The following is a 13,448-nucleotide window of genomic DNA, read 5'->3' as shown; positions in this document are numbered from 1 at the left end:
AGCTACACGAACTCGAGCCCGGTGGGCGTGACGCGGTACTCGGCGATCTCGTCGCTCATCGCGCTGCCCCGGTGCTTCACCACCGCGAGGAAGCGGGCGAGCCGCTGGCCCACGCGCTCGCTGCCCATCACGAGAATGGTGTTGGCCACCGCGCCGATGTCGCCCGCGGCCACCTTGCGGGCGAGGAGTTGCTCGAGCGGGGTCTCCTCGGTGGTCACGAGCAGCAGCGTGGTGACCGCGGCGTGATCGTAGCGATGCGCGTCGATGTAGTCGCGGTGCTGCCACACGGGCAGGCAGATCTCCATACCCAGCGTCTCCGCGTCGCGGTGGATGGTCTTCCGGTAGAGCTCGTCGAAGAGGAACGGCTGGATGTAGTCGGCGGGCACGTCCATGGGCTCGATGCCGTCCACCATGATGCGACGCGATCCCGCGCCGAGGTGGAAGTAGACGAACGGGCGGACGGTGTAGAGCGCGTGGTTGTACATCGCCTTCCAGTTCCAGTCGAACTCGAAGCCGTCGGGTGTGGGGACCTGGTAGTCGCGTACCTTGCCCACCCAGGGCAACGCGTCGCAATAGTAGGCGTCCATCTGGCCGTCCGCCGGAAACGGCTGGGCCATGGGGGTCACCGTGTGGGTCCAGCGCGCGAGCGGCCAGCCGAACAGGCGCTCGGCGTAGGCGTGGTGCTGCTGGGAGTCGCCCCGCGCGTTCATGTCGAACACGATGCCGCGCCGGCCATCCGCGACCTGGCCGTGGCTCGCGAAGGTGAGGCCGAGATGGGTCTTGCCGATGCCGGTGGCGCCGTACACCACCGTCAGCGTGCCGGGCAGGAGCCCGCCGCCCAGCATGCTGTCAAGACGGGGGAGGCCCGTCGAAACGCGTGATTTCTCAGGAGTGGTCATGACGTGGGATTGTATCGGGGGCTGACCGAGCGGGCAAGCCGCGGCGGGAGCGCCCGATGCTTGACACCCACGGTGCCCCCTCCTACTCTCGCGCCATGCGACGCCAGATCGTGTGGTTTCCCGATGGCTCGCCGGTCGCGGCGGTCGCCGCGGCGTTGCCCCCCGAGTACGAGGCCAGACCCCTGTCGGAGATCGAGACGCTGCGCCGCCGGGCCGACGATCCCGAGGTGCTGGTCGTGGACCTCGAGCACGACAGCCCCTCCGCGGTCGAGAAGGTGCGGGCGCGGCCGCGGCTGGTCCCGGTCATCGGCCTGGTCGGCGCCGCGGGCCCACCCGACGGTTGGCCCGCGGCGGCGGCGCCGCTCGCGTACCTCCCCCGCCCGACCACGCCCTTCATCCTCGTCCGCCCTTGCCCAGGCCTTCGAGCATCTGCGCGTGGTCGGCGAAGCCGAGCGGACGCGCATGGAGCTCTCCGAGCTCAACGCCATCGGCGTGCGCCTGTCCGCCGAGCGGGACCCCGTGGCCCTGCTGGGCTTGATCCTCGCCAGGGCGCGCGAGATCACCCACAGCGACGCGGGCTCGGTGTACCTCGTGGAGGAGCCGGAGCAGGGGGAGGCCCGCCTCCGCTTCAAGCTCACCCAGAACGACTTCGTCAGCGTCCCGTTCACCGAGTTCACCATCCCCATTAGCGACGAGAGCGTGGCCGGCCACGTGGCCAAGAGCGGGGAGATCCTCCACCTCGAGGATGCCTACGCGCCGCCCCCGGGCGCGCCGTTCAAGATCAACCGCGCCTTCGATCAGCAAGCCGGCTACCGGACCAAGTCGATGCTGGTGGTGCCGATGCAGACGCCCAGGGGCGAGACCATCGGCGTGCTGCAGCTCATCAACTGCAAGCGCGTGGCCTCGCGCCGCTTCCCCTCGCTGGACGCGATCGAGCGCGAGACGATCCCCTACCCCGAGCGGTTCATCCAGTTTGCCGCCTCTCTCGCGTCCCAGGCGGCGGTGGCGCTCCAGAACAGCCGGCTCCTCGAGAGCATCCAGGCCCTCTTCGAGGGCTTCGTGCGCGCCTCGGTGACCGCCATCGAGTCGCGCGACCCCACCACGTCCGGCCATTCCTTCAGAGTGGCGGACCTCACGGTCGGCCTGGCCGAGGCGGCGGACCGGGCCGACAGCGGGCCGTTCCGGGCACTGCGCTTCAGCCCCGAGCAGATGCGGGAGATCCGCTATGCCTCGCTGCTCCACGACTTCGGCAAGGTGGGCGTGCGCGAGGAGGTGCTGATCAAGGCCAAGAAGCTCTACCCAGCCCAGCTCGACTTCATCAAACAACGTCTCGAGTTGATCAAACGTGGAGTCCAGCTCCGCTACGGCGCGAAGAAGCTGGACGCGCTCCTGCGCGAGGAGCGCGGGCGCGCCCTCGGGCAGATGGCGGAATGGGATGCCGAGCTCGCGACCGCACTCGGCGAGCTCGACGAGCACCTCAAGGCGATCGTGGCCGCGAACGAGCCCACCGTGATGGCGGAGGACGTGGCCTCCCGCATCCAGCATCTGGCCTTGACGCGGTTCCTGGACCACCTGGGCGAGCCGCAGGTGGTGATCACGCCCGAGGAAGCGCAGATCCTGGCGATCCCGCGCGGCAGCCTCACCGCGGAGGAGTTCAAGCAGATCCAGTCCCACGTGGTGCACACGTTTCAGTTCCTCATCCAGATCCCCTGGACCAAGGAGCTGCGCCATGTGCCGGACATCGCGCGCTCGCACCACGAGAAGCTCAACGGCTCCGGCTACCCGAACCGCATCGGCGCCGCCGACATCCCCGTGCAGTCGAAGATGATGACGATCGCCGACGTCTTCGACGCGCTCACGGCGAGCGACCGCCCCTACAAGGCCGCGGTGCCGGTGGACCGCGCGCTGGACATCCTCGGTTTCGAGCGCAAGGCCGGCGCGGTGGACGGCGATCTCCTCGACCTCTTCATCGCGGTGAAGCCGTGGGAGCGGCGGGCGGGCTGAGCGGGGCGGCGCGCTAGCCGCCGAGCAGCGCCAGCAGCAGTCCCCACGTCGCCACGCCCGCCAGCATCGCGACGCCGCCCAGCCAGGGCTCGAGGCGCCGCGGCGTCGTCATGTGACGAGTGGCCCGGGCCGAAAAAAAAGCGCGCTGCACTGCGAGGGCGTTCCGCCGTCCTGCGTAGAGTCGTCGCGAAGGCCCGCCGGGCGTCGTGACCGCGTGGGGCGCACGCCGGGTTCGACGACGCCGCGTTCCATGACCTGCCAGTGTCGTTGCCATGCTGCGCCTCCTTGCGTCCTTAGAACCCCCGCATCACGCCCAGCACCTTGCCGAGGATGCGGACCTCCGCGCGCCCGGGCTCGATCACGATCGGCTTCATCGTGGGATGCTCGGGCTTCAATACGACGCGCTCGCCGTCGCGGGCGAAGCGCTTGACCGTCGCCTCGTCGTCGACCAACACGGCCACGATGTCACCGGCCTGCGCGGACGTCTGGCGCCGCACGAGCACGAGATCGGCGTCCAGGATATGGGCCTCGATCATGCTCTCGCCCCGCACCCGCAGGGCGAACACGTCCTCGCCCTGCCGCTCGAGCCAGTCCGTGCTGACCGGGATCGTGCCCTCGACATTCTCATCGGCGAAGATGGGCACGCCGGCGGCGATGCGCCCGAGGACGGGGATGTCCTTCGTGGGCCCGCGCTTGGCGGTGGGACGCTGGGCCAGGACCAGCGTACGCGACACCCGCTTGGTGGTGGTCCGCCGCTGCAGCATGCCCTTGCGCTCGAGCGCTCGGAGATGATCGAAGGCCGCCCGCGCGGTGAACCGGAAGCGCTCGCCGATCTCGCGGACGGTCGGGGGCGCCCCGTGCTTCTCGGTGAAGGTACGGATGAAGGCCAGCACTTCGCGCTGCCTCGCCGTCAGCTCCCGCATCGCGTCGTCCTCACTGGCTTCCTCCTTTGGGGGATGGCTCAACAGGCCAGCAGTAAACACCCGTTGAGTGGTCGAAGTCAAAAAAAATCTAGACGGGCTCCCAGGGCTCGCAGGACGGGCACGGCAGGAGGCCCCCCTCCTTGGCCTCAGCGACGGTCTTGTAGTACGCCCGATCCGCCTCGGGAATGCGCCGGACCCAGCCACAGGTGCGGGAATGGAAGATGGGCGAGCCGCGCTGGGCCAGATAGGGCTCCCCCGACGCGGGCTCGGTCGCGACCGCGCCCTCCGGGGTCACGGAGCCCAGCTCCCCCGCGGATCCCGTCTCGGGCAGCGCCTCGCTCGCGGCGGCGTTCGGCGCGGGGCTGGTGTCGATCACGGGAGCCGGCGGCGGATCCGGCTCGTTGATCTGGAGATTGGTCTCGATGGTGCTCCGGAACTCGTCGCTCGCTCGCCTGAACTCGCGCATGGCACGGCCCAGGGACCGGCCCAGCTGGGGCAAATTCTTCGGCCCGAAGACCAGCAGGGCGATGACGAAGATGAGGATGAGCTCCTGGAGTCCGATGTCGAACATGGCCGCTCAGTGACGGATCATACCACCCCGACGCGAGGCGGGCGGGGGCGGCTCAGGAGGCGGACACGGGCGCCTTGGCCCTCCGGCGGCTCTTCCCGCCCTTGCGCCGCAGCTCCACCGCGGCCCCGCGCACCCGGACATCGCACGCCGGGCAGTGATAGCCCAGACGCACCTCGTGGCCGCAGTCCGTGTGGACGAGGCGCGCGCGCTTGTAGACATGACGCGAGCCCCAGTCGGCGAGCGCGCCGACCACGACGCCCAGCCCCTGGCCGCGCTCGGTCAGCGTGTACTGCGCCCGCGGCGGATGCTGGGAGTAGAAGGACCGGGTCACGAGCCCGTGCGCCTCCATGAGCTTGAGCCGATCGGAGAGGATGTTGGGCGCGATGCCGGGCAGCCCGGCCTGCAGGTCCTGGAAGCGCCGCGTCCCGCGCAAGAGATCCCGTGCGATGAGGAGGGTCCAGCGGTCTCCCACCACCTCGAGCGACTTCGCGACCGGGCACGGCTGATCGTAGCGCTTGGGCACGCCTCCAGTATAGGCGGGGGGAGGGCCGGTTGACAATTCGGCTAGTCACTATTAATTTACAAGTGACATGGCTACCCGCGTCGCCGCCGCCGTCGCCTCGGCCGCCGTCCCCGCCCATCCGGCGGCGACGGAGGACGCGCGGCGGACCGCCGTCGTCGACCCGCGGGCCCGGGCGATGCTCGAGGGGCCCATCCTCGCCACCCTGCTCCGCCTGGCCGCGCCGGGGGTCACCGTCATGCTCCTGCAGGCCGGGGTCGGCACCATGGACGCGGTGTTCGTGGGCTGGCTGGGCGCCGAGGCGCTCGCGGGCGTGTCGCTCGTGTATCCGCTGCTGATGCTGATGCAGACCATGTCCGCGGGCGGCATGGGCGGCGGCATCGCCTCCGCGGTGGCGCGCGCGCTCGGTGCGGGCCGCCGCCGCGACGCCGATCGCCTCGCCGCGCACGGGCTCCTCATCGCGCTCGCGATGGCCGCGCTCTTCACCGTGGTCCTGCTCGCCGGCGGTCCCACGGTCTACCGCGCGCTCGGCGGGCACGGGGCCACCCTCGACGCCGCGCTGGCCTACTCCCATGTCATCTTTGGCGGCGCGGTGGTGTTCTGGTCCTTCAACTCGCTCGCCAGCGTGATCCGGGGCACCGGCCGCATGGTGCTGCCCGCGGGCGTGATGGCGGTGGCGAGCGCCGCGTATCTCCTGCTCGCTCCCGCCCTCATCCTCGGCTGGGGCCCGCTGCCGCGCCTCGGCGTGGCCGGCGCCGCGGTCGCGAGCGTGACCGCGTTCGGCGGGGGCATGCTCGTCCTGGCCGCGGTCCTCTTCTCGGGCCGCAGCATGGTGCGGCCGCGGCTCGCCGACTTCCGGCCGCGCGCCGCGCTCCTGCGGGAGATCCTCCGCGTGGGCGCGCCCGGCTCGCTAAATACGGTGTTCACCAACCTCACCGTGGTGCTCCTCACCGGGCTCGTCGGCCCCTTCGGCATTCACGCCCTCGCCGGATACGGCATGGGCGCGCGGCTCGAGTACATTCAGATTCCGCTGGTGTTCGGCGTGGGCTCGGCGCTGGTTGCGATGGTCGGCATCAACGTGGGCGCCGGGCGACTGGCGCGGGCGGAGCGCGTGGCCTGGGTGGGCGCGGGGCTGGCCGGCGGCATCACCGGCGCGATCGGGCTCACATTCGCGCTGTTCCCCCGGGCATGGATGGGGCTCTTCACCACCGAGCCCGCCATCCTTGCCGTGGGCTCCGCCTACCTCCGCATCGTGGGTCCCGCCTACGGATTTTTCGGGGTGGGCCTGGCGCTCTACTTCGCCTCGCAGGGCGCGGGGCGGCTGGCCTGGCCGCTGCTGGCGGGCTTCGCGCGGCTCTGCATCGCCGCCGCGGGCGGCTGGCTGGCCACACGCTGGCTGGGCGGCGGGCCTCAGGCAGTGTTTGTCGCCATCGCGGCGGCGCTCGTGGCGATGGGCGTGATGGTAGCCCTGCCGATCAAGGCCGGGGCGTGGCGCCGCGACCAGGGAGGTGCGTCATGAATCCACAGCAGATATTCGGGCTCCAGTTCGCGCTGAGCCTCTTCGTGGGCACGCTGCTCGCGCGCTGGTACGTGTGGCCCTCTCTCGCCACCCTGCCGCGGCGCCGCGCCCTGATGCCGCTGCTCGTCGTGCATGCCACCCGCTACATGGGGCTCGTCTTCCTCGTCCCGACGGTGGTGCCGCCCGACGTGCCCGCCGCGTTCGCCAAGCCCGCCGCGTACGGCGATCTCCTCACCGGGCTCCTCGCCATCGTGGCCCTGCTCGCGCTGCGCCTCGACTGGCCGGGCGCGCTCCCGCTGGCGTGGCTCGTCAACATCGTGGGCGTCGTCGATCTGATCACCGCGTTGTTTCAGGGCGTACGCCACGGCGTATCGCTCGGCGCCGCCTATTACATCCCCACCGTCGCCGTACCGGTGCTCCTGATCACTCACTGGATGATGCTCGTCCTGCTCGGCCGCCGCCGGGCCTGAGGAGGCTGTCGGATGCCGACCATGCTCGACCTCATGCGCAAGATCCAGCGGGGTAGCCTCCGGCTCCGCCCGTCGCCGAGCCCCTCGGCCTTCGCCTGGTCTCGGCGGAGCCCAAGCCCGTGTGGACGGGGCGGCTCGTTGCCACCGGGCGCCTGATGAAGGGCGGGCGCAGGGTGGGGCTGACCGAGTGCGACGTGGTGGACGACAAGGAGCGTCTGGTGGCACGCGCCAGCAGCACGCTCATGACGCTGCGGGGCGAGGCGGCGGCCGGCCGCTAGCGGGTTCCCCCGCGGCCGAAGGCGCCCGCCTTGACGCGCTCCCCGCCCCCCTGCTAGCGTCCCCCGCATGCGCTTCGAGGTCGACCTCACCGAGGAAGAGGGCGGCGTCTTCAAGGCCACCGCCGTCGCCTATCCGAACGTCTCCGCCACCGGGCGCACCGAGAAGGAGGCCCTCGGCCTCCTCATGGAAGCGATGGACCGGTACATGAAGGCCCGGGGCAAGGAGCGCGGCTCGGCCTAGACGGCGCGGCTCGCCTCCAGCACGCGGCGCAGGAAGAACGGGATGAGGGCCGCGGTCTCGAGGCTGGTCTGGAGATGGGGAAGCACGTCGTGCCACCAGATCGCCGCGTGGTGGAGCGGCGCCAGCACGCGCGAGTGCGCGAAGGCGTCACGGTGACGCGCGACGCCGTCCCCACCCGCCCATCCCGCGAGGTAGCCCGCGCGGACGCGCGACGCGGCGGCGCTCCGATGACCCCAGCGGTCCCAGAAGCCGTGACTCCACGGCAACATGAACGCCCCCCAGAAGGGATGGCCCAGCACCGCGTCTTCCCAGTCGAGGAAGACGGGGCCGCGGCGACCCACGATCACGTTCACCGCCCAGAGATCGCCGTGGTCGAGGGCGAGGGGCACGCCGAGGCGCGCGAGGGCGCGACAGCGCGCGCCCAGCGCGGGCGCCAGGCCGCGGAGGCGCGCGATCTCGCCGCGCGTGAGACGCATGCGCCCGCCCGCCGCGAGGCCGCGCGGATCTGCGAGCATCGGCGCGATCTGGCGCGCGAGCCAGCCGAGGTCACGGCGGCGGCCCCGCAGCAGGCGTAGCCGCGACGGCGCGCCCGCCAGCGCGCGCTGGAGTCGGCCGTACTCGTGCGCGGCCTGCACCCAATCGGCAAGGCGCGCGCTCGCGCGCAGCGAGCGGCCCGCGGCCTCGCGCATCAGGAGCCAGCGGCCCGCGCCACCCACCGCCACCACGGGCGCGACGCGACCCGGCGCGCGCCGCGCGAGCCAGCGCGTGAGCCCGGGCTCGTGATCGCAGGGCGGCTCCACCGCCTTGAAGTAGAACCGCCCGTTCCTCGTGTCGAGCCGCAGCACCGTGGAGGATTCCCAGGCCCGGAGCTGCGTCACGCGCGTGGCCGGCGCGCCGACGCGGCGCTCGCACCAGCCCACCGCACGCTCGCGCCAGCCCGGCCGCATCCACGCGGCGCGGCGACCGCCGCGGGCGGTCCAGGCCGCCAGCGCTTCGCGGTCCTCCAGACGGTGGAAGCGCAGTCGCGCCAGCGCGGCGCGGCTCACCCAGCGGCCGCGCGGCGTGCGCACGGCGCGGTCGTCCAGCCGCTCGAGCTCGAGGGCCACGTGGAAGACCCCGGTGCGCGGATCGCGCGGGCGCGCGAGGGTGCGCAGCACGGTGGCGCGGATCCCGTGGCGCCGCGCCACCGCGCGGAGGACCGCGTCGACGGCGCCGGGATGGTCGCGGCCGAGCGACACGCGGGGCAGCGTGAAGCCGCGCGGGCCCGCGACGAGGAGCACGCGCCGGCGGGCGCGATCGGGCACGACGAGCGCGTGGCGCACGGCGCCTCACCTTAGCACGCGGCCGCGGCGATCTCGCATGCCGGCGTCGGCATGACAGCAGGACTCGCGCGTGCTACCGTCGCGGCCTGACGCCATGGCCGCCAATCCCTTCCGCGACGCCACGCTGGGGCACATGCTCGCCGCGGCGGCCGCGCGCCACGCGCACGCGGACGCCCTCGTCGCCGACGACCGCCGCATCAGCTACGCGGCGCTCTACCGCGAGGGGCGGCGCTTTGCGCGCGCCCTTCTCGCTCTCGGCATCGGCAAGGACGACAAGGTCGCGCTCTGGCTGCCCAACCGCCCTGCGTGGCTCTTCGCGCAGCACGGCTGCGCGCTCATCGGCGCCGTCGCAGTGGCGCTGAACACGCGTTACAAGGCGCGCGAGCTGGCGTACATCCTGGCCCAATCGGAGGCGACGGCCTTGCTCCTCGCCGATCATCTGGGCCCGGTGGACTACCTCGAGACCCTGGGCGAGGTGCTGCCCGGCCTCAAGTCGGCGGTGCCCGGCGTGCTCGAGGCCGAGGGGTTCCCCCATCTACGGCACGTGATCGTGGATGCGGACGATCCCTACCCCGGCTGCCTACGCCTCGCCGACGTGCTCGAGCTCGCGGAGGACGACACGCTCGACGCCGCGGTCGAGCGGGCGGGCTCGGCGGTGGGCCCCGACGACGCGCTCACGATCCTCTACACCTCGGGCACGACGTCCTTTCCCAAGGGCGCGGTCATCAGCCACCGAAACGCGGTGCCCCACGGCTGGTACTGCGGCGAGGTGCTCGCGGTCACGCCCAGCGATCGCGTGCTGCACGCGCTGCCCTTCTCCGGCACCTGGGGCGGGCTCAACGTGCCCCTCACCACCCTCTCGCACGGCGGCGCCCTCGTGCTCATGGACGCGTTCGACCCGGGCGTGGCGCTTCACCTGATGGAGCGCGAGCGCGTCAGCATCTGGAACGCGGTGGACGCCATGGCCATCGCCGTGCTCGATCATCCCGATCTGGGACGGCGCGACCGCCGGGCCCTGCGGACCGGCGGCTTCGGCATGACCGGTGGTGGGCGCGACGGCCTCTTCGAGGAGATCCTGGGCCGTCTCGGCGTGCCCCAGGCGTATCAGCCCTACGGCATGACCGAGCTGAACGCGCTCTGCATGCACCACTATCTGGATGAAGCGGAGGTTGCTCGCGCGCTGCCCGGGGTGTGGCCGGCCGAGGGCGTGGAGGTGCGCGTGGTGCGGTCGGACTCCGGCGAGACCGCGGCGACCGACGAGGAGGGCGAGCTCTGGTTCCGCGGCCCGCTCGTCACCCGCGGGTACTACCGGAAGCCCGAGGAGACCGCCCAGGCCTTCAGCGACGACGGCTGGTTCAAGACCGGCGACTTCGGGGTGCGGGACGGCGAGGGCCGCACGATCTTCAAGGGTCGGCTACGCGAGGTGCTCCGCATCAGCCACTTCATGGTGGCGCCCGCGGAGATCGAAGCGTTCATCATGGAGCACCCGGGCGTGCTCCAGGCCTTCGTCATCGGCGTCCCCGACCCCCGGATGAACGAGGCGGCGGTGGCCTACGTGATCCCGCGGCCGGGCGTCCGCCTCACCCCTGACGACATCGTCGCGCACTGCCGCGGGCGCATCGCGTCCTACAAGGTGCCGCGCCACGTCCGCGTCGTGGACGACGTGCCGCGCACGCCCGGCCCACACGGCGACAAGGTGCAGAAGGGCCGCCTGCGCGAGCAGTTTCTTGAAGGGCGCTAGGCCCTCGCGTAGACTCCCGGGATGAAGGAGGGCCCCCAGTGAAGCTCGACGTCGGCATGCTCACGCACGATCTCTCCGCCATCGCGGACTACGCGCGCAAGGTCGAAGCGCTCGGCTACGACACGCTGTGGTCGGCGGAGACGCAGCACGACCCGTTCCTCCCCCTCGCGGTGGCGGCCGGCGCGACCACGCGGATCCGGCTCGGCACCAATATCGCCACCGTGTTCTCGCGGAGCCCCATGATCACCGCGATGATCGCGTGGGATCTCCAGAAGGCGTCGCGCGGGCGCTTCACGCTGGGCCTCGGCACCCAGGTCAAGGCCCACAACGAGCGGCGCTTCTCGGTGAAGTTCGAGTCGCCCGGCCCCAAGATGGCCGAGGCGGTGCGCGCGATCCGCGCCATCTGGGATTGCTGGCAGAACGGGACCAAGCTCGACTTCAAGGGCCAGTTCTACACCTTCGACGTCATGACGCCCTTCTTCAACCCCGGTCCCATTCCCCAGCCGAAGATCCCGATCTTCGTGGCGGCGGTGAATTCGTTCATGTGCGGCGTCGCGGGCGAGCACTGTGACGGCATGCACGTGCACCCCTTCAACTCACCCAAGTATCTCCGCGAGATCGTCCAGCCCGCCGTCAACGCCGGCCTCGCCAGGTCGGGGCGTACGCGGAAGGACTTCACCTACGCGACGTCCAGCTTCGTCGTGGTGGGTGACACGCCGGCGGAGCGCAGCGAGCAGGCGCAGATGGTCAAGCAACAGATCGCCTTCTACGGATCGACGCGGACCTATCAGCCCGTGCTCGAGTGCCACGGCTGGGGCGACCTCACCGCCAAGCTCCACCGGAAGTCCATCGAGGGTGACTGGAAGGGCATGGCCGACCTCATCAGCGACGAGATGCTCGACACCTACGCCGTGACGGCTCCCTATGATCGCTTGCCGGCGGCCATGGAGGCGCGCTACGCGGGGCTCCTCGACCGCACCGCCCTCTATCAGCCCTATCCGCCTCGCCAGGACGATCCGCGACTGCCCGCGCTCATCAAGGCCTTCAACGGCTGAGAGGACTGCCATGGATAAGATCCAGGTCGAGATCAAGGCGCCGGTGGCCACGATCACGCTCAACAAGCCCGAGCGGCTGAACGCGCTCGACGTGGAGATGTGGGAGGCCCTCGCCGAGGCCGCGGGCCAGGTGGACCGCGCGAAGGACGTGCGGGTCGCCGTGCTCACCGGCGCGGGCGGCGCCTTCTGCGCGGGGCTCGACCTCAAGGCCGGCTCGACCCTGAAGCGCCCGGAGAGCGAGACGCCGCCCCAGGCGCTCGCGGGTATCCGCACGCACTTGAAGCATCTCCAGGAATGCTTCTCGCGGCTGGAGTCCTGCCGCGTGCCGGTGATCGCGGCCATCCAGCGCGTGTGCATCGGCGGCGGGCTCGAGCTGGCGCTCTGCTGCGACATCCGCGTGGCGGCCGAGGGCACGGTGTTCTCCATTCCCGAGGTGCAGGTCGGGATCGTGCCCGACATGGGCGGCACCCAGCGCCTTCCCCGCACGGTGGGGATCGGCAAGGCCAAGGAGCTGATCTACTCCGCGCGGCGCATCGACGCCGCGGAGGCGCTGCGCATCGGCCTGGTCAACGCCGTCTACCCCTCTTCCGACCTTTCCGCCCGCGTGGCCGACCTCGCCGCGGAGATCGCAGGCAACGCTCCCCTCGCCGTGCAGGCGGCCAAGCAGAGCATCAACGGCACGTACTGGCGCGACCGCGAGGCCTGGCTCGCCCTCGAGGCCGATCTGGCCGCCGGCGTGCTCCTGTCGGAGGACCGTCTGGAAGGCATGCGCGCGGGCGCCGAGCGCAAGCGCGCCAATTTCAAGGGGAGATGAAGACCGCATGAAAGCCCTCGCGTTCAAGGAGCACGGCGGGATCGACAAGCTCGCGTATCAGGACGTCGCCGATCCCCAGCCCGGTCCGGGCGACGTGCTCGTGCGGGTGAAGGCGGCGGCGCTCAATCATCTCGATCTCTTCGTCCGCGAAGGCCTGCCCGGGCTCAAGCTACCGCTGCCCTTCTGGACGGGCTGCGACATCGCCGGCATCGTCGAGCAGGTGGGCGCGTCGGTGTCCGGCGTCGCGGTGGGCGACCGGGTCGCGGTGAACCCGAACCTCCACTGCGGGCGCTGCGAGTACTGCCAGAAGGGGCAGCACAGCCTCTGCGTGTCCTACGGCATCCTGGGCGAGCACACCCAGGGCGGGCTCGCCGAGCTCGTGAAGGTGGACGGGAGCAAGGTGCTGAAGCTCCCCGACCACGTGAAGTTCGAGGACGCCGCCGCGTTCATCCTCGTCAACATGACGGCGTGGCGCATGCTCGTCTCGCAGGCCAAGCTCCGCCCGGGGGAGGATCTCCTCATCATCGGCGTGGGCGGCGGCGTGTCCTCCACCGGCGTGCAGATCGGCAAGCTCTGCGGGGCGCGGGTGTGGGTCACCTCCTCCAGCGACGAGAAGCTCGAGCGCGCCCGCGCCCTGGGCGCGGACGAGTGCATCAACTATACAAAAGACGATTGGGTCAAGGTGGTCGGTCAGAAGACGGGCCGCCGCGGCGTGGACGTGGTGCTGGAGAACGTGGGCGCGGCCACCTGGCCCGGCGCCATCCGCGCCCTCGCCAAGGGCGGCCGCCTCGTCACGTGCGGCGGCACCTCCGGGCCCATCTGCGAGACCGACGTGCGGCAGGTGTTCTGGAAGCAGATCGCCATCATCGGCTCGACCATGGCGACCAACGCGGAGTTCGCCGAGGTGATGGGCCAGCTCTTCCGCGGCCGCCTCAAGGCCATCGTGGACTCCGTGATGCGGCTGAAGGATGGCGCGGCCGCCCAGGAGCGCCTCGCCGCCGGCAAGCAGTTCGGCAAGATCGTCCTGACCCCGTAAACGTGCGTCGTCGGGCCGCCCTCGCTCCGCTCGGGACACCATCACGTATCCGCTC

The 13,448-nt window shown here is 71.3% G+C and carries 14 protein-coding genes; 9 read left to right on the top strand and 5 right to left on the bottom strand.

What is annotated here, in order from left to right; all coding sequences use genetic code 11:
* Positions 1 to 2 precede the first annotated feature (2 nt).
* The gene (locus tag VFX14_25145; protein ID HEU5192984.1) at positions 3 to 899 is read right to left on the bottom strand and encodes an ATPase domain-containing protein; all 897 of its coding nucleotides are present in this window, start codon (positions 897 to 899) and stop codon (positions 3 to 5) included.
* Positions 900 to 1,334: 435 nt separating this feature from the next.
* On the opposite strand from VFX14_25145, the gene VFX14_25140 reads away from it, so the two are divergent.
* On the top strand, positions 1,335 to 2,903 hold the full coding sequence (locus VFX14_25140) for an HD domain-containing phosphohydrolase (protein ID HEU5192983.1): 1,569 nt from the start codon (positions 1,335 to 1,337) through the stop codon (positions 2,901 to 2,903).
* Positions 2,904 to 3,196: 293 nt separating this feature from the next.
* Here VFX14_25140 and lexA read toward each other — a convergent pair whose 3' ends face one another.
* The 3 genes from lexA to VFX14_25125 all read right to left on the bottom strand — a co-directional run bounded on the left by lexA (position 3,197) and on the right by VFX14_25125 (position 4,920).
* On the bottom strand, positions 3,197 to 3,826 hold the full coding sequence (gene lexA, locus VFX14_25135; protein HEU5192982.1) for a transcriptional repressor LexA: 630 nt from the start codon (positions 3,824 to 3,826) through the stop codon (positions 3,197 to 3,199).
* A gap of 88 nt (positions 3,827 to 3,914) precedes the next feature.
* Positions 3,915 to 4,397 (bottom strand): twin-arginine translocase TatA/TatE family subunit, encoded by a 483-nt coding sequence (gene tatA, locus VFX14_25130; protein HEU5192981.1) that lies wholly within the window; start codon positions 4,395 to 4,397, stop codon positions 3,915 to 3,917.
* Positions 4,398 to 4,449: 52 nt separating this feature from the next.
* Positions 4,450 to 4,920, bottom strand: a complete 471-nt coding sequence (locus VFX14_25125) for a helix-turn-helix domain-containing protein (GenBank protein ID HEU5192980.1) — start codon at positions 4,918 to 4,920, stop codon at positions 4,450 to 4,452.
* Between the two features lie 67 nt (positions 4,921 to 4,987).
* Here VFX14_25125 and VFX14_25120 point away from each other — a divergent pair, with 67 nt between their 5' ends.
* From VFX14_25120 to VFX14_25105, 4 genes are all read left to right on the top strand, one after another.
* Positions 4,988 to 6,436 (top strand): MATE family efflux transporter, encoded by a 1,449-nt coding sequence (locus VFX14_25120; GenBank protein HEU5192979.1) that lies wholly within the window; start codon positions 4,988 to 4,990, stop codon positions 6,434 to 6,436.
* Entirely contained in the window at positions 6,433 to 6,906 is a 474-nt protein-coding gene (locus tag VFX14_25115; GenBank protein HEU5192978.1) for a hypothetical protein, read from the top strand. Before VFX14_25120 ends, VFX14_25115 begins: the two co-directional genes overlap by 4 nt.
* A gap of 119 nt (positions 6,907 to 7,025) precedes the next feature.
* Positions 7,026 to 7,184: a hypothetical protein gene (locus VFX14_25110; protein ID HEU5192977.1), complete on the top strand. Its 159-nt coding sequence runs from the start codon at positions 7,026 to 7,028 to the stop codon at positions 7,182 to 7,184.
* Positions 7,185 to 7,251: 67 nt separating this feature from the next.
* Positions 7,252 to 7,425 carry a hypothetical protein gene (locus VFX14_25105; GenBank protein HEU5192976.1) on the top strand — a complete coding sequence of 58 codons (174 nt, stop codon included), beginning with the start codon at positions 7,252 to 7,254 and terminating at the stop codon, positions 7,423 to 7,425.
* Here the strand turns inward: VFX14_25105 and VFX14_25100 are convergent.
* Positions 7,422 to 8,747 (bottom strand): hypothetical protein, encoded by a 1,326-nt coding sequence (locus tag VFX14_25100; protein HEU5192975.1) that lies wholly within the window; start codon positions 8,745 to 8,747, stop codon positions 7,422 to 7,424. The genes VFX14_25105 and VFX14_25100 overlap by 4 nt on opposite strands.
* Positions 8,748 to 8,817: 70 nt before the next feature.
* Between VFX14_25100 and VFX14_25095 the strand changes: the two genes are divergently transcribed.
* Genes VFX14_25095 through VFX14_25080 form a run of 4 tightly spaced genes read left to right on the top strand, consistent with a single transcriptional unit; the run spans position 8,818 to position 13,393 of the window.
* On the top strand, positions 8,818 to 10,488 hold the full coding sequence (locus VFX14_25095; GenBank protein ID HEU5192974.1) for an AMP-binding protein: 1,671 nt from the start codon (positions 8,818 to 8,820) through the stop codon (positions 10,486 to 10,488).
* 38 nt (positions 10,489 to 10,526) lie between these two features.
* A complete protein-coding gene (locus VFX14_25090) occupies positions 10,527 to 11,543 on the top strand; it encodes a TIGR03617 family F420-dependent LLM class oxidoreductase (protein HEU5192973.1) in 1,017 nt (338 codons plus the stop codon).
* 10 nt (positions 11,544 to 11,553) lie between these two features.
* Positions 11,554 to 12,357, top strand: a complete 804-nt coding sequence (locus VFX14_25085; protein HEU5192972.1) for an enoyl-CoA hydratase/isomerase family protein — start codon at positions 11,554 to 11,556, stop codon at positions 12,355 to 12,357.
* Positions 12,358 to 12,364: 7 nt separating this feature from the next.
* Entirely contained in the window at positions 12,365 to 13,393 is a 1,029-nt protein-coding gene (locus tag VFX14_25080) for a zinc-binding dehydrogenase (protein HEU5192971.1), read from the top strand.
* Positions 13,394 to 13,448 lie beyond the last annotated feature (55 nt).

It is taken from the genome of Candidatus Methylomirabilota bacterium, from assembly GCA_035764725.1.
Taxonomy (GTDB): domain Bacteria; phylum Methylomirabilota; class Methylomirabilia; order Rokubacteriales; family CSP1-6; genus DASRWT01.
Note: the sequence above shows the minus strand (reverse complement) of the source record. Positions and strands in the feature narration are given on the sequence as shown.

Bases quoted from the DNA above. Each gene is read 5' to 3' on its own strand.
- VFX14_25145 (HEU5192984.1), bottom strand. From the start codon at position 899: ATGACCACTCCTGAGAAATCACGCGTTTCGACGGGCCTCCCCCGTCTT.
- lexA (HEU5192982.1), bottom strand. From the start codon at position 3,826: ATGCGGGAGCTGACGGCGAGGCAGCGCGAAGTGCTGGCCTTCATCCGT.
- tatA (HEU5192981.1), bottom strand. From the start codon at position 4,397: ATGTTCGACATCGGACTCCAGGAGCTCATCCTCATCTTCGTCATCGCC.
- VFX14_25120 (HEU5192979.1), top strand. From the start codon at position 4,988: ATGGCTACCCGCGTCGCCGCCGCCGTCGCCTCGGCCGCCGTCCCCGCC.
- VFX14_25115 (HEU5192978.1), top strand. From the start codon at position 6,433: ATGAATCCACAGCAGATATTCGGGCTCCAGTTCGCGCTGAGCCTCTTC.
- VFX14_25105 (HEU5192976.1), top strand. From the start codon at position 7,252: ATGCGCTTCGAGGTCGACCTCACCGAGGAAGAGGGCGGCGTCTTCAAG.
- VFX14_25085 (HEU5192972.1), top strand. From the start codon at position 11,554: ATGGATAAGATCCAGGTCGAGATCAAGGCGCCGGTGGCCACGATCACG.
- VFX14_25080 (HEU5192971.1), top strand. From the start codon at position 12,365: ATGAAAGCCCTCGCGTTCAAGGAGCACGGCGGGATCGACAAGCTCGCG.